The organism is Methylobacterium sp. E-046 (assembly GCF_022829625.1).
Lineage (GTDB): Bacteria > Pseudomonadota > Alphaproteobacteria > Rhizobiales > Beijerinckiaceae > Methylobacterium > Methylobacterium longum.
Genome location: NZ_JAKSYP010000211.1, coordinates 67,881 through 85,984 on the forward strand (window position 1 = coordinate 67,881; position 18,104 = coordinate 85,984).

General features: G+C 70.8%; 17 protein-coding genes. 6 read left to right on the forward strand and 11 right to left on the reverse strand.

What is annotated here, in order from left to right:
* Positions 1-85: 85 nt before the first annotated feature.
* Positions 86-700 carry a septation protein A gene (locus MKK82_RS21730; RefSeq protein WP_238288844.1) on the reverse strand — a complete coding sequence of 205 codons (615 nt, stop codon included), beginning with the start codon at positions 698-700 and terminating at the stop codon, positions 86-88.
* Positions 701-1,034: 334 nt separating this feature from the next.
* Positions 1,035-2,435 carry a signal recognition particle-docking protein FtsY gene (gene ftsY / locus MKK82_RS21735; RefSeq protein ID WP_238288842.1) on the reverse strand — a complete coding sequence of 467 codons (1,401 nt, stop codon included), beginning with the start codon at positions 2,433-2,435 and terminating at the stop codon, positions 1,035-1,037.
* 57 nt (positions 2,436-2,492) lie between these two features.
* On the opposite strand from ftsY, the gene MKK82_RS21740 reads away from it, so the two are divergent.
* Positions 2,493-3,167, forward strand: coding sequence for an RluA family pseudouridine synthase (locus MKK82_RS21740; RefSeq protein ID WP_238288826.1), 675 nt, complete (start codon positions 2,493-2,495; stop codon positions 3,165-3,167).
* A gap of 264 nt (positions 3,168-3,431) precedes the next feature.
* On the opposite strand, the gene mtaB is transcribed toward MKK82_RS21740, so the two are convergent.
* Both mtaB and dapF read right to left on the reverse strand, forming a co-directional pair.
* Positions 3,432-4,658, reverse strand: coding sequence for a tRNA (N(6)-L-threonylcarbamoyladenosine(37)-C(2))-methylthiotransferase MtaB (gene mtaB, locus MKK82_RS21745; protein WP_238288823.1), 1,227 nt, complete (start codon positions 4,656-4,658; stop codon positions 3,432-3,434).
* Positions 4,658-5,545, reverse strand: coding sequence for a diaminopimelate epimerase (dapF, locus tag MKK82_RS21750; RefSeq protein ID WP_238288811.1), 888 nt, complete (start codon positions 5,543-5,545; stop codon positions 4,658-4,660). Before dapF ends, mtaB begins: the two co-directional genes overlap by 1 nt.
* Before the next feature lie 197 nt (positions 5,546-5,742).
* On the opposite strand from dapF, the gene MKK82_RS21755 reads away from it, so the two are divergent.
* On the forward strand, positions 5,743-6,486 hold the full coding sequence (locus MKK82_RS21755; RefSeq protein WP_238289059.1) for a GyrI-like domain-containing protein: 744 nt from the start codon (positions 5,743-5,745) through the stop codon (positions 6,484-6,486).
* 200 nt (positions 6,487-6,686) lie between these two features.
* Positions 6,687-7,448, forward strand: coding sequence for an endonuclease III domain-containing protein (gene nth / locus MKK82_RS21760; RefSeq protein ID WP_238288795.1), 762 nt, complete (start codon positions 6,687-6,689; stop codon positions 7,446-7,448).
* Between the two features lie 15 nt (positions 7,449-7,463).
* On the opposite strand, the gene MKK82_RS21765 is transcribed toward nth, so the two are convergent.
* On the reverse strand, positions 7,464-9,215 hold the full coding sequence (locus MKK82_RS21765) for a di-heme-cytochrome C peroxidase (protein WP_279603192.1): 1,752 nt from the start codon (positions 9,213-9,215) through the stop codon (positions 7,464-7,466).
* Positions 9,216-9,491: 276 nt separating this feature from the next.
* Between MKK82_RS21765 and trpS the strand changes: the two genes are divergently transcribed.
* From trpS to tam, 3 genes are read left to right on the forward strand one after another with little or no spacing between them, the layout of a single operon-like run.
* On the forward strand, positions 9,492-10,556 hold the full coding sequence (gene trpS / locus MKK82_RS21770; protein ID WP_243986823.1) for a tryptophan--tRNA ligase: 1,065 nt from the start codon (positions 9,492-9,494) through the stop codon (positions 10,554-10,556).
* Positions 10,553-11,254, forward strand: coding sequence for a haloacid dehalogenase type II (locus tag MKK82_RS21775; RefSeq protein WP_238288783.1), 702 nt, complete (start codon positions 10,553-10,555; stop codon positions 11,252-11,254). Before trpS ends, MKK82_RS21775 begins: the two co-directional genes overlap by 4 nt.
* Positions 11,255-11,275: 21 nt before the next feature.
* A complete protein-coding gene (gene tam / locus MKK82_RS21780) occupies positions 11,276-12,055 on the forward strand; it encodes a trans-aconitate 2-methyltransferase (protein ID WP_238288781.1) in 780 nt (259 codons plus the stop codon).
* 4 nt (positions 12,056-12,059) lie between these two features.
* On the opposite strand, the gene MKK82_RS21785 is transcribed toward tam, so the two are convergent.
* The 6 genes from MKK82_RS21785 to MKK82_RS21810 form a co-directional block, all read right to left on the reverse strand.
* Positions 12,060-12,713, reverse strand: a complete 654-nt coding sequence (locus MKK82_RS21785) for a pyridoxamine 5'-phosphate oxidase family protein (protein ID WP_243986827.1) — start codon at positions 12,711-12,713, stop codon at positions 12,060-12,062.
* 165 nt (positions 12,714-12,878) lie between these two features.
* Positions 12,879-13,898, reverse strand: a complete 1,020-nt coding sequence (ilvC, locus tag MKK82_RS21790) for a ketol-acid reductoisomerase (RefSeq protein ID WP_238288772.1) — start codon at positions 13,896-13,898, stop codon at positions 12,879-12,881.
* Between the two features lie 12 nt (positions 13,899-13,910).
* The gene (locus MKK82_RS21795) at positions 13,911-14,567 is read right to left on the reverse strand and encodes a TetR/AcrR family transcriptional regulator C-terminal domain-containing protein (protein WP_238288770.1); all 657 of its coding nucleotides are present in this window, start codon (positions 14,565-14,567) and stop codon (positions 13,911-13,913) included.
* Positions 14,568-14,651: 84 nt separating this feature from the next.
* Positions 14,652-15,296, reverse strand: a complete 645-nt coding sequence (locus MKK82_RS21800) for a glutathione S-transferase family protein (protein ID WP_243986835.1) — start codon at positions 15,294-15,296, stop codon at positions 14,652-14,654.
* 121 nt (positions 15,297-15,417) lie between these two features.
* Positions 15,418-15,960 carry an acetolactate synthase small subunit gene (ilvN, locus tag MKK82_RS21805; protein ID WP_043347129.1) on the reverse strand — a complete coding sequence of 181 codons (543 nt, stop codon included), beginning with the start codon at positions 15,958-15,960 and terminating at the stop codon, positions 15,418-15,420.
* Positions 15,961-16,041: 81 nt separating this feature from the next.
* A complete protein-coding gene (locus tag MKK82_RS21810) occupies positions 16,042-17,817 on the reverse strand; it encodes an acetolactate synthase 3 large subunit (RefSeq protein ID WP_243986837.1) in 1,776 nt (591 codons plus the stop codon).
* Positions 17,818-18,104 lie beyond the last annotated feature (287 nt).

Consider the following 18,104-nt stretch of genomic DNA (forward strand, 5'->3'; position numbering starts at 1 on the left):
CGCGGCGCGCCCGGCAGGGAAGGCCAAGCCTCCGGCCCGGGTGCCAAGCCTCCGGCAGGGGCCGCTACGCCCCCGGCAGGGCGCGCTACGCCTCCGGCTGCGGGGTCTTGCGCTCGTAGCGCGTGAGGAGCGGCGTCTGCGCCAGCGCGAACAGCACGGTGATCGGCATGATGCCGAACACCTTGAAGTTGACCCAAAAATCCTCCGTCTGCGTCCGCCACACGACCTCGTTGAGGGCGGCCAGGACGAAGAAGAACACGCCCCAGCGGAAGGTGAGCTTGCGCCAGCCCTCTTCGGTGAGGCTGAACATCGAGTCGAGCACCACCGACAGCAGCGAGCGCCCGAACAGGAGGCCGCCCAGCAGTACGGTGCCGAACAGCGAATTCACGATGGTCGGCTTGACCATGATGAAGGTCTTGTCCTGCAGGGCCAGCGTGAGGCCGCCGAACACCACCACCACCACGCCGGACACCAGGGGCATGATCGGCAAACGCCGGACCATCACGTAGTGGATCGTCAAGGCCACCACGGTCGCCGCGATGAACACGCCGGTCGCCACGAACAGCTTCTGGTCGGGTGCCACACCGAAGCGCTCGGAATAGGCGTTGCCCAGGAAGAACAGCACCAGCGGGCCGAGTTCCAGCGCCAGCTTCACGAGGGGCGGCAGGTGGCGCTGCGGGGGGACGGATTCGATCTGCATACGCTCGGTCGGCTCGGCTGCGGCGCTCACGGTAAACTGGGAGCGTCGAACGGGATTTGCGGGGGTGTGTGTAACGCGGAGCGCGCGATGTCCATCGTGATGGAGAATGCCGAGATCGGGGTGCCCCCGGCCGACCTCGCGGCGAACGCCCCGCAGCCGGCGCCGGATCAGCGACGGCAGAGACCGATCGGGCCCGCGCCAGCGGTGCCCCGCGCGTTCCGGACGACGGCGTCGCGCGCGACGGCCGGGTCGTGGCACGGGGTATCCCCGTCGACCACGCCCGCGCGCAGATCGCCGCAGAGGCCCGCCGCCGGGCCGGCGGGATGCGCGCCGCCTAATCCTTCTCCAGCCCGGCGATCGCCCGGGCGAAGTCCCTTGCCGCGAAGGGTTCCAGATCCTCCACCCCCTCGCCGACGCCGATGAAATGCACCGGCAGGCCGAACTTCGCGGCCAGCGCCACCAAGATGCCGCCCCGGGCGGTGCCGTCGAGCTTGGTCATCACCAGCCCGGAGACGGGTGCGGCCTGCGAGAACAGCTCCACCTGCGAGAGGGCGTTCTGGCCGACCGTGGCGTCGAGGACGAGGAGGGTCGCGTGCGGCGCCTCGGGATCCTGCTTGCGCAGCACGCGGACGATCTTCTCCAGCTCGTCCATCAGGCCGGCCTTGTTCTGGAGGCGGCCCGCCGTGTCGATCAGCAGCACGTCGGTCCCGGCGGCGGAGGCCTGCTTGAGGGCGTCGAAGGCGAGGCCCGCCGCGTCGGCACCCTGCGCGCCGCTGATCACCGGCGTGCCGGTGCGCGCGCCCCAGACCTTGAGCTGGTCGATCGCCGCCGCCCGGAACGTATCGCCCGCCGCCAGCATCACGGTGCGCCCCTCCGCCCGCAACTTCGAGGCGAGCTTGCCGAGCGTCGTGGTCTTGCCGGCGCCGTTGACGCCGACCGTCAGGATCACGAACGGCTTCTTGGCGGCGTCGATCGACAGCGGCACCGCCACGGGCTCCAGCGCCCGCTCGACCTCCGCGGCCAGGATCGCCCGCACCTCGTCCGGGGAGATGCCCTTCTCGTAGCGGCCCTTGCCGACGGCTTCCGAGACCCGCATGGCGGTTTCCAGGCCGAAATCGGCCTGGATCAGCGCATCCTCCAGATCCTCGAGGGTTGTGGCGTCGAGCTTGCGCTTGGTGAACAGGCCGGTGACGCGGTCGGACAGAGCCGACGAGGTCCGCTTCATCCCCGAGGTGAGACGGCCCCACCAGCCCTTGGCCTCCGGCTCGCGGTCCGGCCCGGCGCCCGCGTCGTGGGCGAGGGCCGCGGCGCTGTCGATGGGCTGGATATCGGGCTGGGTGTCGGGCTGGAAGTCCGGATCGATGGCGGGCGTGGCCTCGACCACCGGCTCCCGGTTGGCGTCCCCGGTATCGACCGGGTCGGCGCCGTGCGCGGGATCGTCGCCGGCGGTGCCGGTCGGCGGACGCTCGGGCTCGCCCGGGATGGGCAGCAGATCCGCGCCCTCGATCGCGTCCGGGACGGGCCCCCCGGCATCCTCCGGCGGCAGCGGGACGTGCGCCACGTCCTCCGCGGCGGTGGCGAAATCAGGCTCGCCCTCCGAAGGCGAGGCCGCCTCCGGCGGCAGTTCGGCCTCGGGCTTGTCTTCGGACTGATCCTCGGTCTGGTCCTCGGGCGCAGGCTGGCCTTTGCGCCCGAACAGGCGTCCGAACCAGCCGGGCTTCTCCTCGCTCGCCATGACTTCGCGTCCTCGCCCCACCTTGCCCCGCCGACACCGACCCTCTAGCCGATCCGGATGTCCAACGCCTTCGACATAGGCGCGCGCCTCCTCTACCGCGATGCCCTGCTGCTCGTCATCGACAAGCCGCCGGGTTTGCCGGTCCATCCCGGCCCGCGCGGTGGCGAGACGCTCACCGACCACCTCGACGCGCTCCGCTTCGGCCTGCCGCGCCGGCCGGAGGCGGCGCACCGGCTCGACCGCGACACCTCCGGCTGCCTCGCGCTCGGCCGCCACGCCAAGGCCCTGGCGCGTCTCGGCAAGCTGTTCTCCGGCAGCGCCGTCGACAAGACCTACTGGGCCCTCGTGGCGGGCGGCCCGGCCGAGGAGTCCGGCCGGATCGACCTGCCGCTGGCCCGGCGCTCGGACGATCCGCGCTCGTGGTGGATGAAGGCCGATCCGGCGGGCGACCCGTCCCTGACGCATTGGCGGGTGCTCGGCCGCGCCGACGGTCGGACCTGGCTGGAGCTGAAGCCGGTCACCGGCCGCACCCACCAGCTCCGGGTCCACTGCGCCGCCTCCGGCTGGCCGATCCTCGGCGACGCGATCTACGGCGGGGCGCCCCGCGGCAGCGCCCTGCACCTGCACGCGCGGACCTTGTCGATCCCGCTCTACCCGAAGCGCGACGCGATCACGGTGACGGCGCCGCCGCCGCCGCACATCGCGCAGGCCGTCGCGACGATGCCGGCGTGAGCCTCGGCGTCGTCCGGCGCGCGGCGACGCGAGGGGCGAAGCCCGAGACCCGCACGGGATCCCGAGCGGCTGATCGACAACCGCGCTCGAGCCGGGCGTCCCCGCATTCCCCGGGTCCGCAATCGCGGGCGACGTGGCTCGGAGGCGGGGCTCCCGACCGTTGCCGGCCCAGCCCCACGTTTTGAGCTGCCGGAGCGCAAAGCGGGCCTCCGGGGCGCCCTTCCCGGGATCGCGGACCGGAGAACCGCGTCGCCCCCGGGGGCGCTAGGCGCCGATGAGCCGCGCGCCGTCGTGGCCGGCGATGCCGACGTCGTGGAACGTCCCCGCCGCGACCGCGCCCGCCAGGCGGACCGCGGTGAAATCCGCGCTCCGCCCGATGCCGCCGCGCTCCGCCAGCACCGTCAGCCGTCGGCCGACCTGCGCGTCGAGGTGCCGCCGCAGGGCGTCGGCGCCGGCTGTGCGCAGGCGCGCCGCCCGCGCGCGGATCGCCTCGGGGGCCACCGGCGGCATGCGTGCGGCGGGCGTCCCGGGGCGCGGGGAATACGGGAAGACGTGCAGGTGCGTCAGGCCGCATTCCGCCACGAGATCGAGGGAGCGGCCGAACTGCGCCTCGGTCTCGGTCGGGAAACCCGCGATCAGGTCGGCGCCGAAGACCATGTCGGGCCGCAGCCGCCGCACGATCTCGCAGAAGCGGATCGCGTCGGCGCGCAGGTGCCGGCGCTTCATGCGCTTCAGGATCAGGTCGTCGCCCGCCTGGAGGGACAGGTGCAGGTGCGGCATCAGCCGCGGCTCCTCGGCGATGGCGGCCAGCAGCGCATCGTCGGCCTCGACGGAATCGATGGAGGACAGGCGCAGGCGCGGAAGGCCAGGCACCGCCCGGAGGATCGCCCGCACGAGGCCGCCGAGAGACAGGGGCGGCCCGGCGAGATCCCGGCCATAGGCCGTGAGGTCCACGCCGGTGAGGACCACCTCGCGCCCGCCCTGCGCCACGAGGGTCTCGATCTGCGCGATCACGTCGGAAGCCGGCACCGAGCGGGAGACGCCGCGGCCGAACGGGATGACGCAGAAGGTGCAGCGGTGGTCGCAGCCGTTCTGCACGGGCACGAAGGCCCGGGTGTGCCCGGCCACGGCCCCGATCCGCGTCGGATCGGCCCGACGTGCCGCCATCACGGCGCCCGGCCCGGTCGCGGCCGACGACCAGCCCTCCGGCCGCAGCTTCTCGGCGTTGCCGACGAGGCGCGCCACCTCGGGCATGGCCGCGTAGGCCGCCGTCTCGACCTCGGCGCCGCAGCCGGTGACGACGATCTCGGCGCCGGGGCGCTCGCGCGCGACCCGCCGGATCGCCTTGCGGGCCTGCCGCCCGGCCTCGGCCGTCACCGCGCAGGTGTTCACCACCACCCGGTCCCGCCCATCCGCCGCCGCATGGGCCCGCAGGGCCTCGGACTCGACGATGTTCAGCCGGCACCCGAACGTCAGGGTCTCGACCGCCATCAGGCGGTGCCGGTGAACAGCTCCGGCGCCAGGGTGCCCTCGGCGACGAGGGCGACCGGACCGGTCATCAGCACGTGGTCGTCGGCGCGCCACTCGACGAACAACTCGCCGCCGGGCAGCGCGACGGCGGCCTGCCGGCCGATCATCCGCAGCCGCGCGGCGGCCACCACGGTGGCGCAGGCGGCGGTGCCGCAGGCGAGCGTCAGCCCGGCGCCCCGTTCCCAGACGCGGAGGGTGATGGTCTCGCGCCCCGTCACCTGCGCCACCGAGATGTTGGCGCGCTCCGGAAAGAGCGGGTGGTTCTCCAGCATCGGGCCGATCCGGGCGAGATCGAAGCTGTCCGGATCCCGCTCCACGAAGAACACCGCGTGCGGGTTGCCCATATTCACGACGCCCGGCGAGTGCAGGGTCGGATCGTCGATCGGGCCGATCTGCAGCTCGATCCGCCGGGTATCGGGGAACGGCTCCGCCAGGGGGATCTCGTCCCAGGCGAGCCGCGGGCGGCCCATATCGACCGTGAAGGCCCGCTCCGAGACGCGGCGCACGCCGAGCACGCCCGCTTCGGTCTCCAGGGCAAGCCGCCCGCCCTCGGCCGGGCGGGCCATGGCCGGATCGTCGAGCATCGCGTAGGCGACGCAGCGGGTGCCGTTGCCGCAGGCGCCCGATTCCGAGCCGTCGGTGTTGTAGATCCGCATGAACGCGTCCGTGCCCGGGCTCACGGGATCGTGCAGGACCATCAGCTGGTCGAAGGCGGAGCCGGGATCCCGCGCGATGGCCCGCGCCTCCGCGGGCCGCACCCGCTCGGCGGAGCCGCGCAGGTCCAGCACCACGATCGCGTTGCCGGCGCCGTGCATCTTCAGGAAGCGTCTGTGGGCGAGTGCGCTCATGCGGTCCCGCGGCTTGGAAGGATCGGCCGGCTATATGGCAAAACCCGCCGCTGCGCGCGAGGGGAGCCTGCGGCGTGGCAGATGCGCCGCACCCGCAGCTCTCGTCCGCGGTGGTCTCGCGGGCCGTGCGGTTCGCCACTAGGTTAGGCCACGAGAGCCCGCGCGATCATCCGCTGGCCTCGACCGGAGCGCCCTACGTGATCCGCCTTCGCCCGTTCGTCGCCCTCTCGGCTGCACTCGTGCTCGCGTCCGGCAATCCAGTCGCCGCGCAACAACAGGCCGCCCCGCCGCCGTCCACGGCGCCGTCGCCGGCGCAGACCAACCCGCTGCCCACGACGACGGCGCCGAACCCGATCGCCGATCCGGGCAAGAGCCCGGCCCCGGCCCCCGAGCAGTCGATCGCCCCCCCGCCCGCGGGTCAGGCCGCGGTCGGGACGCCCGCGCGGCCGACTCTGATCGAGAAGCCCGGCGAACCGGGCGACGTCGACGAGGTCACGCTGCCGGCCAAGCCGGCCGCGATCCTGTCGGGCAAGACCAAGTGGGAGGAGGCCGTGCCGAACCTGAGGCAGGCCTTCGCGCGGATCGAGGCCGACCTCGCCAAGATCGGGGTCGCGCCGGCCGGCCGGCCCCTCGCCGTCTTCACCCGCACCGACGATGACGGCTTCGAGTTCGAGGCGATGATGCCGGTGGCGGCCGCCCCGAGTCCGGCTCCGACCGAGGCGGACGGACTGCGCTTCGGCACGACGCCCTCCGGCAAGGCCCTGCGCTTCGCCCACAAGGGCTCCTACGAGTCGATCGACAGCACCTACGAGACGCTGACTGCCTATCTCGATGCCAAGGACATCGTGGTGCAGGACCGGTTCGTCGAGGAATACGCGACCGACCTCAAGGACAACACCGACGACAACCTCGACGTCAACATCTACGCGCTGGTGAAGTAGGAGCCGGGCGATCGGCCGGCGACGCGGACCGAACCCGCGCCGTCGAACCGGCCGCGACCGCCGGCTCGTTCTTCCCCCCTCTTCGACGGGAGGGCGGAACGTGCGGCCTCCGACCGCGAGGCCGACGCGGCCGGATCGGACAGATCGCCGCTGCCCCGCGCCGCCAGGAACAGCGATGCGGGCTGGCGGATTCGCCCGATATGCCCGCCGCCGATTTCAGAACCGAAACCGTCCCGCGTCCCCGCCGCAAGGCGGTCCCCGCCGCCACGGATCCGGCCCTCGCCGAGAAGGCCCTCGCCGTCCACGCGCGGTTGTGCCCGGTCTACGGCTGCCCGATCCCGTACTTCCACAGTCTCGATCCGGTCAGCGAACTCGTCTCCTCGCTCCTGTCGCACCGGACCCGCAACGCCGAGTCCGGCCGGGCCTTCAAGGCCCTCCGCGCCCGGTTCCCCGACTGGGACACGGTGATCGACGCGGACGTGCCGGAGATCGAGGCCGCCATCGCGGGCGTGACCTGGCCGGAGTTGAAGGCGCCGCGGATCCGCGACGTGCTCCGGGCCGTGCGCGACCGCTGCGGGAGCCTCGACCTCGCCTTCCTGGCCGACATGGAGGTCGAGGCCGCGCGGGCGTGGCTGCAGGCCATCCCCGGCATCGGCCCGAAGACCAGCGCGGCGGTCCTGTCGTTCTCCACCCTGCGGATGCCGGCCTTGCCGGTGGACAGCCATCATCACCGGGTGGCGCAGCGCCTTGGGCTGATCGGCAAGCGGGTCGATGTCGGTCCCTCGCACCCAATCCTGCGGGCGCAGCTCCCCGCCGCGTGGAGCGCGCAGGATCTCTACGACAATCACGAGATCCTGATGCTGCACGGCCAGCAGGTCTGCCACCATCAGCGTCCGGCCTGCGGGCGCTGCGTCCTGGTCGACCTCTGCCCGAGCGCGCGGCTGCCCGTGCGGGAGCCGTGAGCCGACGTGCTGCGCCTAAAGTGACTTCAGATACTCGAGAAGGGCCCTCTTCTCGTCGGGCGTGAGATTCGTGCCGTAATCGTGCCCGCACCGGCTGTTGCCGGAATCGCGATCGGTGCAATCCGTCGTGTTCAACGTGTAGTCGAACTGCGTCTGGTCCTCGCCGAGGCCGACGGCCTCGATATCGTAGTTCGACCCGATCCTGAAGGACGGGCGGCGGTCGTTCGGCTTCTTCAGGAGGTCCGCGAGGGTCGCCACGGACCCGTTGTGGAGATAGGGCGCGGCCGCCCAGATCCCTTCGAGCACGCGCGCCTCGTACGGATAGGTCCCGGCCGGGACGCCGGAGGTGCAGCTCGTATCACCCGCCCGGGGGAACGCATTGGCGAGAGACCGCAGTTGCTGCGGCAGCGCGAGCACGTTGAGGTGCGGCGGAGCCATCCCCGGCGGCGCTGCGGTCAGAAAGGGATTGAAGCTCTGGATGATCGAGCCGGCCACAGCGTTGGCGAGGATGCTGATGGCGCACTCGTTCTCGGCCTTGAGCGGCATCGACTGCACAAGGGGGATCTGCGCGCCGGTGAGGACCCCGCTCTTCGCCCGCCACTGCATGATCCCGTGCTCGCGGGAATCGGTGCCGACATCCTTGACCGGGGTGTGCCACGTCGCCGCTTCACCCGGCCAGCGGACACCCGGGTTCGGCCAATGGCAGCCTTTGCAGCCGCCCTCCGACTCCCCCCGCTCGAAGATCATCTTGCCCCGCTCAACCAGCGTCGCCTGCAGAGTCCAGGGCCAACGCGGCGGGCCGATCTTCTTAACCGCGTCCTCCAAGAGCCGCAGGCCGTTGAAGTTCGCCGAGTTGTCGCTGAGGTAATCGTATCTGAGCAGGACCTTGAACGGGTCCGGCCGGGGATGGAACCGGCCGAACACGCCGAGCACCTCGCCGAGATTCCGCGACAAGGCGAGACTGTCGTTGCCGTTCTCCGCGAAACCCGGCCACTGGGTCCGGTCCTGACGCGGCGCGTTCCAGAGGAAGGGATAGCGCGTCGGCGCATCAGCGACGCGGATGTTGTCCGGGATCATGGTGTTGGGCGGGACGCCGATATCCAGGCCCGTGACGCGGTTGAAGATCATCCCCACGGCGTCGAGCCGCGCAGGGCCCCAGGGGGTCTTGGGCAAGGCCCGCGTCATCAGCGTGTGATAGCGGTCGTACCAAGCCTTCACGAAGAAGGAGAGGTTCTGGACCGCGTCCGCGTCCTCGGCCGCCTTGCCGAGAACCGTCCGGGCGAAGGGCTGGAATGCCGCCTCCGACGCGACGACCGCGGCCATGGAGACATCCAGGTCGCTCAGGAGGCTCTGGAAGTCGGCGATGGCGGGCCCACCGTCGATCCGGTAGGCCTTGCCGTCGACCGTGATCTGACGGGTATGGCAGGCCGCACAGGTCATCCCGGCGATCTCGCCCCCGGCGGGGCCGGCGAAGGTGAATCCGACGGGCAGATCGTCACGGCTGTCGGGATTGGGCAGATAGCCGTAGCGCGACAGGCTTCCCGCGAGGAACGGCGTCCCGTCGGTCCGCTTCAGGGCTTTCAGCCACGCGAGTGGCATCAGCTCGGAGCCCTGACTCTGGAGGTAGAAGGCCCGCCGCACACGGTCGTCCCAGTCGGAGCCCTGATCGACAGAGATCGGCGGCGTGGATTGCGCCCGGGCAGCAGGCACCGACAGGAGGGGGAGGCAGGCCCAGACGGCCGTGAGGAGTCTGCGTGCCGACGACATCGATCCCCCGCGAATACAGTGGTCAGACAGCCGAATTCCGCGAATCAAATCAGTAAAACGGAATGTAACATCGGCTGGTTCGCGGCATCATCCGTTTGGATGGCGCGCAGCGACGGCGAGATGGGATCGGGAGGCCCGTGCTGCCGACGGCCGGCGCCCGTCCGGCGCACCGGCCGGTCAAGCGGCGCGCCTTGACCGGTCCGGCCTACGGGTGCGAGTAACCCCGCGCCCGGACGGCGCGGAGCCCCGGTCTATGCTTGCTCAGGATCGGCGCCGATGGCCGCGTTCACCGAATTGGTCTTCTCGGGCGTCCAGCCCACCGGCAACCTGCACCTCGGCAACTATCTCGGGGCGGTGAAGCGCTTCGTGGAGATGCAGGACCGCGACGCGCAGTGCCTGTACTGCGTGGTCGATCTGCACGCGATCACCGTCTGGCAGGACCCGGAGGCCCTGCGCGGCCAGATCCGCGAGGTCACGGCCGCCTTCCTCGCCGCCGGAATCGATCCGAAGCGCTCGATCGTGTTCAACCAGAGCCAGGTCCCGCAGCATGCCGAGCTCGCCTGGGTGTTCAACTGCGTCGCCCGCCTCGGCTGGCTGAACCGCATGACCCAGTTCAAGGAGAAGGCCGGCAAGGACCGGGAGAACGCCTCCATCGGCCTGTACGACTATCCCGTGCTGATGGCCGCCGACATCCTGGCCTACCGGGCGACCCACGTCCCCGTGGGCGAGGACCAGAAGCAGCACCTGGAGTTGACCCGGGACATCGCCCAGAAGTTCAACACGGACTTCGCCGGCTCGATCGCGGCGCACGGTCACGGCGACGCGTTCTTCCCGATCACGGAGCCGCTGATCGGCGGCCCGGCCGCCCGGGTCATGTCGCTGCGCGACGGCACCAAGAAGATGTCCAAGTCGGACCCGTCCGACAATTCCCGCATCAACCTCACGGACGATGCGGACGCCATCGCCCAGAAGATCCGGCGGGCCAAGACCGATCCGGAGCCCCTGCCCTCCGAGGTGGCGGGGCTGAAGGAGCGGCCGGAGGCGGACAACCTCGTGGGGATCTACGCGGCGCTCGCCGGCATCACCCGCGAAGAGGTGCTGCGCGACTTCGGCGGGGCGCAGTTCTCCGCCTTCAAGCCGGCGCTCGCCGACCTCGCGGTGACGAGCCTCGCGCCGATCGCCGGGGAGATGCGCCAGCTCACGGCCGATCCCGGCCACATCGACGCCGTGCTGGCCGATGGCTCCGCCCGGGCCGAGACCATCGCGGCGCAGACGCTGGACGCGGTCAAGGACATCGTCGGCTTCGTGCGGCGCGGTCCGAGCCTTCAGGCGGTGCGGTGACCGTCCGGGCGCTGGTCTTCGACGTCTTCGGGACGCTGGTGGACTGGCGCTCCGGCGTCGCCCGCGAGGCGGCGCGGCTGCTCGCGCCCCTCGCGCCAGACCTCGATGCCGGTGCCTTCGCGGATGCGTGGCGGGCCCGCTACAACCCGTCGATGGAGACGGTGCGCTCCGGCGCCCGGCCCTTCGTCGACCTCGACACGCTCCAGGCCGAGTCCCTGCCGGACGTGCTGGCACAGTTCGGCATCGCGGGCGTGTCCGAGGACCTCCGGCGGGAGCTGGTCCAGGCCTGGCACCGGCTCGACGCCTGGCCCGAGGTGCCGGACGCGCTGCGGCGGCTGCGGGCGAAGCACCTCCTGGCGCCGAACTCGAACGGGCATGTCCGGCTGATGGCCGACCTCGCCCGCCGCAACGGGCTGATCTTCGACGCGATCCTCGGAGCCGGCTATTCCCGCGACTACAAGCCGAAGCCCGCTCTCTACCGCGACGCGGTCGCGGCCCTCGGCTTCGCGCCCGCGGAGACCATGATGGTCGCGGCCCACTCGAACGACCTCGCGGCGGCGGCGGGTCACGGGCTCGCCACCGCCCACATCGCCCGGCCCCACGAGCACGGGCCGGCCGGCGGCGAGACCGCGCCGACGGTGCCGGTCACCCACGCGGCGCGGGACCTCGCGGATCTCGCCGACCGGCTCGGCTGCTGACCGCGACGACGGAGGGTTGCGATGGCCGATTGGAACCCCGCCCTCTACACCCGCTTCGAGGACGAGCGGACCCGCCCCGCCGCCGAACTCCTCGCCCGCGTGCCCCTCGCCGCGCCGCTCCTGGCCTGCGATCTCGGCTGCGGCCCGGGCAATTCCACCGCGCTGATCGCGGCGCGCTACCCGGGCGCGGAGGTGATCGGCCTCGATGCCTCGCCGGCGATGCTGGCGAGCGCCCGCGCCCGGCTTCCGGGCCTAGCCTTCGCGCTGGCCGATGCCGCGACCTGGATTCCGGAGCGGGCGCCGGACCTGATCTACGCCAACGCCGTGCTGCAATGGCTGCCGGACCACGCGCGCCTGCTGCCGCGGCTGTTCGGCCTCCTCGCCCCGGGCGGCGTGCTCGCGGTGCAGATGCCCGACAACCTCGCCGAGCCCACCCATCGCCTGATGCGCGACGTCGCGGCGGACGGACCCTGGGCGGCGGCGATCGGCGATCCGGCCGTGGCCGGCCGCCTCGGGCGGATGCTGGAGCCCGCGGCCTATTACGACCTGTTGGCGCCGCACGCCGCCGAGGTCGATGTCTGGCGCACCGCCTATCACCACCGGATGGCGGATGCCGCCGCCATCGTGGACTGGGTGAGCGCCACGGGGCTCCGGCCCTTCCTCGACCCGCTCGATGCCGGGGAGCGGGCCGGATTCCTGTCGGCCTACACCGCCGAGATCGAGGCCGCCTACCCGCCGCGCAGCGACGGGCGGCGCCTGTTGGCCTTCCCGCGGGTGTTCATCGTGGCGCGGGCGCGGTAGCGGCTCAGGCCTCGCCGCGGGCCATCAGCGCCTCGTACTCGGAGACGTCCAGCTTGCCCTCCTGGGCGACACGGGCCTTGTCGGCATCGCTGATCACGTCGCCCGCGAGGTCGAGGCGCTTCCAGGCGGCGAGCGGGGTCTCGCGGCCGGGCCGCGGCACGTACTTGTTCTGCTCGAGCTTCTGGTACTTGTGGATGTAGCGCGGGCAGTTGACCCAGATCTTGGTGACCGCGACCTTCACGAGGTACTTCGCCTCGGTGTACTCGGCCATGAGGGCGTCGTCGCGCAGCAGCGTCGCGTGGCCTTGCACGCGGATGCGGTGCGGCGTCTCGAAGTCGATGAACAGCAGGCCGACCTTGGCCTGACCCTCGATGTTGCCCATCGAGTAGAACATGCCGTTGCCGTCGAAGCCCGGGAACACCAGCGTGCTGGCGTCGAGCACCTTCACGAAGCCCGTGGGGCCGCCCTTGTAGGAGACGGTCGGCATGCCGTCCGGGTCGACGGTCGAGAGGAAGAACATGTCGCGGGCGCCGACGAAGGCGGCCTCGTCCGGCTGGACGCTCTCGTGGACCCAGTCCTCGTCGAGGCGCACGGCGAGCTTGGTGGTGCCGAACTCCTCCTGCAGCGCCCGGTGCGCGTCGGAATAGAGCGATGCCATGCGTGTCCTCTCCGCGTGCCGGTCCTCGTGCAGGCGGGACCGCTGCGGGGCTTATGGCCGGGATGTCCGGTGCCGGGCAACCCGGAACGCGAAGGGCCGGCCACGCCTTCGCGTGACCGGCCCCGGCATGCGCGGCCGGGCAGAGCCCGACCGCGCGGGTGCGGATCAGTTGCGGGTCTTGTCGACCAGCGCCTTCTCGGAGATCCACGGCATCATGCCGCGGAGCTTGGCGCCGACCTCCTCGATCGGGTGGGCGGCGAGCTTGGCGCGGGTCGCCTTGAACGAGGTCTGGTTGACCTTGTTCTCCAGCATCCAGTTGCGGGTGAAGGTGCCCGACTGGATGTCGTTCAGCACGCGCTTCATCTCGGCCTTGGTCTCGGGCGTCACGATCCGCGGGCCGGTGACGTACTCGCCGTACTCGGCCGTGTTGGAGATCGAGTAGTTCATGTTGGCGATGCCGCCCTCGTAGATGAGGTCGACGATCAGCTTCACCTCGTGGAGGCACTCGAAATAGGCCATCTCGGGGGCGTAGCCCGCCTCGACCAGGGTCTCGAAGCCGGCCTTGATCAGCTCGACGAGGCCGCCGCACAGCACGGCCTGCTCGCCGAACAGGTCGGTCTCGCACTCCTCCTTGAAGGTCGTCTCGATGATGCCGGCGCGGCCGCCACCGTTGGCCGAGGCGTAGGACAGGCCGAGGTCGTGGGCGTTTCCGGAGGCGTCCTGCGCGATGGCGATCAGGGTCGGCACGCCGCCGCCGCGGAGGTACTCGGAGCGCACGGTGTGGCCGGGGCCCTTCGGAGCGACCATCAGGACGTCGAGGTCCTTGCGCGGCTCGATCAGGTTGAAGTGGACGTTGAGGCCGTGGGCGAACAGGAGCGCGGCGCCCTGCTTCATGTTGCCTTCGAGGGACTCACGGTAGATGTCGCCCTGCAGCTCGTCGGGGGTGAGCATCATCACCACGTCAGCCTGACGGGCGGCCTCGGCGACCGACAGGACCTTGAAGCCCTCGGCTTCCGCCTTCTTGGCGGTGGCGGAGCCCTCGCGCAGGGCGATGACGATGTCCTTCACGCCCGAATCGCGCAGGTTGAGCGCGTGGGCGTGACCCTGACTGCCGTAGCCGACGATGACGACCTTCTTGCCCTTGATCAGGTTCAGGTCGGCGTCGCGATCGTAATATACCCGCATGTCTGTCTCCTCTTAAACGTGGTGGTTCGGGTCGGTTGTGGCCCGGCCGTAGAGGGCCAGGAACTGCTCGACGGCGCGGCCCGCATCGCGCCGGATCTCGGCCCCATCGAAATCGAGGGTCTCGCCGAGCAGAAGTCGGATCTGGATATCCCGGCCGACGAGGCCGAAGAAGGTCCGGAAGGCGGCCTCGCTGTCCGCGAAGGCGAGAAGGCCGGCGGCGCGCCCAGCCTCCAGCACGGGCTTCACGCGCTCACCGATGGCGAAGCGCCCGTTCGCCAGGACGATGCCGCCGAGGTTGCTCTTGCGCGAGCCCGCATGCGCGATGGCGATCCGGTTCAGCGCCACCGAGGTCGGACCGGTGATGACCTCCAGCCACGTCACGGCGAAGTCCTGCAGGCGCTCCCGCAGGGTCGCGCCGTCGAGCACATGCGCGGCATCGGAGCCCGCATGGACCCGCGAGGCCTGCCAGCGCACCGTCGCGGTCAGCAGCCCGTCCCGGTCGCCGAACCACTTGTAGAGCGTCTCCTTCGAGCAGCTCGCCCGCCGCGCGACGGCATCCATGGTGAGCTGCTCGCCGTCCTCGACCATGAGGCCGAGCACGGCATCCAGCACCGCCTGCTGGCGTACCGAAGGCGCGTCCCGCTCTGCTGTGGCGCTGGTCTGCATCATCTCGAATGGCGTACCGTACCGTACGGTACGCGCTCTAGGACGATTCGCAGATGGCGGCAAGGGGGGTGCCGCGCCCCGACCGTGTCAGCGCGGCAGGGGCAGGCCCTCGCGGGCGAAGACGGCCTGCACGGCCGGCCGCTCGGCGACGCGACGGGCATGGGCGGTCCAGGCCGGGAAGCGGCCGGCCATGTCGAACCGGAGCACCGGACCGTTGGCCCAGAACCAGAACACCGTCAGGTAGGCGTCGACGACGCTGAAGCGGTCGCCCACCGCCCAGCCGCCGTGCGAGAGGCGCACCTCGGTCATGGTGGCGAGGTCGGCGTAGGTGTTGGCCGCCTTCGCCTTGATGCCCGGAAAGGCGCTCTCGTCGTCGGAGTAGCGCTCGGGCCGGCGGACATGGGCGTAGGTCACGTGGTGGTTGCAGGCGAGCCAGCCGAGCCACTCGTCCGCGGCGGCCTGCTCGCGCAGGTCGGTGGGCCACAATGCCGTCTCCGGCACCTGACGGGCCACGTGGCGCATGATCGCCGCGCATTCGGTGAGCACCCAGCCGTCCTCGGTCAGCGCCGGCACGCGGCCGCGATCGTTGATCGCGAGGTATTCCGGCCGGCGCTGGTCGCCGGCGGCGAGGTCGAGCTTGATGCCCTCGTATGACAGCCCGGATTCCTCCAGGACGATGTGGGCGGCCAGCGAGCAGGCGCCGGGGGCGTAGTAGAGGGTGCGGGCGGTCATGAGTGATCCTTGATCGACGAAGTCGGGCGCGGCGCGTTCGCCGCAGCAAGGCGGCCTCGATCGGCTCGCCTCATCGATTCAATCGGCGCTCCGCAACACCGTTCGGCCGAGTGGCCAGATCCTAAAGCGGCTCCGCCCCGCGCCCCATCGCGGAGATGCCGGTCCGGCAGATCTCCACCAGCCCGATCACGCTCATCAGGCGCACGAACCGGTCGATCTCCTCGGTGGCCCCGGTCAGCTCGAACACGAAGGAGTTGAGCGTGGCGTCCAGCGTCTTGGCGCCGAAGGCGGCGGCGAGCCGCAGGGCCTCGCTGCGGTGCTCGCCCTCGCCCTTCACCTTCACGAGGCAGATCTCACGCTCGAGGGCGTTGCCCTGAAGCGTCAAATCCACCACCCGGTGGACCGGCACCAGCCGGTCGAGCTGCGCCTTGATCTGCTCGATCACGGCGTTGGTGCCCGTGGTGACGATGGTGATGCGCGAGATGTGGCGCGCCTCCTCGGTCTCGGAGACGGTCAGGCTCTCGATGTTGTAGCCGCGGCCGGAGAACAGCCCCGAGATGCGGGCGAGCACGCCGGGCTCGTTGTCGACGATCACCGCCAGCGTGTGCCGGTTCACCGGCTCGACGCGGACGGCATCGGGGTAGTGGGTGTTCATCGCATTCATCGCCGGCCTCGTCCTCGTCGTTCGACCCATTGCCGCCGCAGCGGCGGATCGCGGCCCGGCGGTACGCCGGGCCGCCCTCCCTCACACCAGCATCTTGCCTTCCTCGGAGATCACGTCGCCGAGTTCGACGCCGGTCTCGCCGAGGTAATCGGACAGGAGCATCTCGTTGTGCGCCTTGCCCGACGGGATCATCGGGAAGCAATTCTCGGTCTTGTCGACGATGCAGTCGAAGATCACCGGGCCGTCATGGGCGAGCATCTCCGCGATGGCGCCGTCGAGGTCGCCCGGCTTCTCGCAGCGCATGCCCTTGGCGCCGTAGGCCTCCGCGAGCTTCACGAAGTCCGGCAGGCTCTCCGAGTAGCTCTGCGAGTAGCGCGAGCCGTGCAGCAGTTCCTGCCACTGCCGGACCATGCCCATGTACTCGTTGTTCAGGATGAACACCTTGACGGGCAGCCGGTACTGAACCGCCGTCGACATCTCCTGCATGTTCATCAGGATCGAGGCCTCGCCCGCGATGTCGATGACGAGCCCGTCCGGATGCGCGAGCTGGGTGCCGATGGCCGCCGGCAGGCCGTAGCCCATCGTGCCGAGGCCGCCGGAGGTCATCCAGCGGTTCGGCTCGTCGTACTTGAAGTACTGGGCCGCCCACATCTGGTGCTGGCCAACCTCGGTCGTGATGTAGGTCTCGCGATTCTTGCAGGCCTCGTAGAGGCGCTGGACGGCGTATTGCGGCTTGATGATCGTGCCCGACGGCCAGTAGGCGAGGCAGTCGCGCGCCTTCCAGGTCCCGATCTTCTGGAACCACGGATCGAGGTTGGACCTGTCGGGCCGCGACGGCAGGGCGCGCCACGCCGCCAGCATGTCGGCCAGCACCGAGGCGCAATCGCCAACGATCCCGACATCGACCTTGACGACCTTGTTGATCGAGGACGCGTCGACGTCGATGTGGATCTTCTTGGAGAAGGGCGAGAACGCGTCGAGCCGGCCGGTGATTCGGTCGTCGAACCGGGCGCCGACGCAGATCATCACGTCGCACTCGTGCATCGCGAGATTGGCCTCGTAGGTCCCGTGCATGCCAAGCATGCCCAGGAACTTCTCGTCCGTACCCGGATAGGCGCCGAGCCCCATCAGGGTCGAGGTGACCGGGAATCCGGTCTCGCGGACGAGTTCGCGCAGGAGGCGCGAGGCCTCCGGGCCCGAATTGATCACGCCGCCGCCCGTGTAGAAGACCGGCCGGCGCGCGGTCGCCATCAGTTCGACGGCCGCGCGGATCCGGTCGGCATCGCCCTTCACCGCCGGGCGGTAGGTCTTGTGGCTCGCGATCTCGGGGCGCTCGTAGAGCCCGGAGGCGAACTGGATGTCCTTGGGCAGGTCGACGACGACCGGGCCGGGCCGGCCATTGGCCGCGACGTAGAACGCCTCGTGCAGGATGCGCGGCAGGTCGTCGATCGATTTGACCAGGTAATTGTGCTTCGTGCAGTGGCGCGTGATGCCGACCGTGTCGCATTCCTGGAACGCGTCGGTGCCGATCAGGTGCGTCGGGACCTGGCCGGTGATGCAGACCAGCGGGATCGAATCCAGCATCGCGTCGGTGAGCCCGGTGACGATGTTGGTGGCCCCGGGACCCGAGGTAACGAGGACGCAGCCGACCTTGCCGGAGGAGCGGGCATAGCCCTCGGCCGCGTGGACGGCGCCCTGCTCGTGGCGGACGAGAATGTGCTTGACGGCGTTCTGGTGGAAGAGCGCGTCGTAGATCGGCAGTACGGCGCCGCCCGGGTACCCGAACAGCGTATCGACACCCTGATCCTGGAAGGCCCGGATGACCATCTCGGCCCCGGTCATGACCTCGCCGCTCATGCTCGTCTCCTCGCGCTCTCCGGAGCCACGGCGGTCACCGACCGCCGCCCTGCCCCGTCCTCTCTCACCGCACCCTCGTCATGCGGGGCGGTTCCCGCCTCGCCCGAACGTGCCGTCCGCCTCGATATCCCGTCCGGCCGATCCCATGCCGCCCTGGAGCGGGCAACAAAAAAGGGCCCCGAGGGACCCTGCATGCGCCACCGCTCGGATCGCGACCCTAGCTCAGGGCCGCCCCGTCGGTGACGCTACCGCTACAATAAGGATCGTGGTCATCGGATATCCGTACT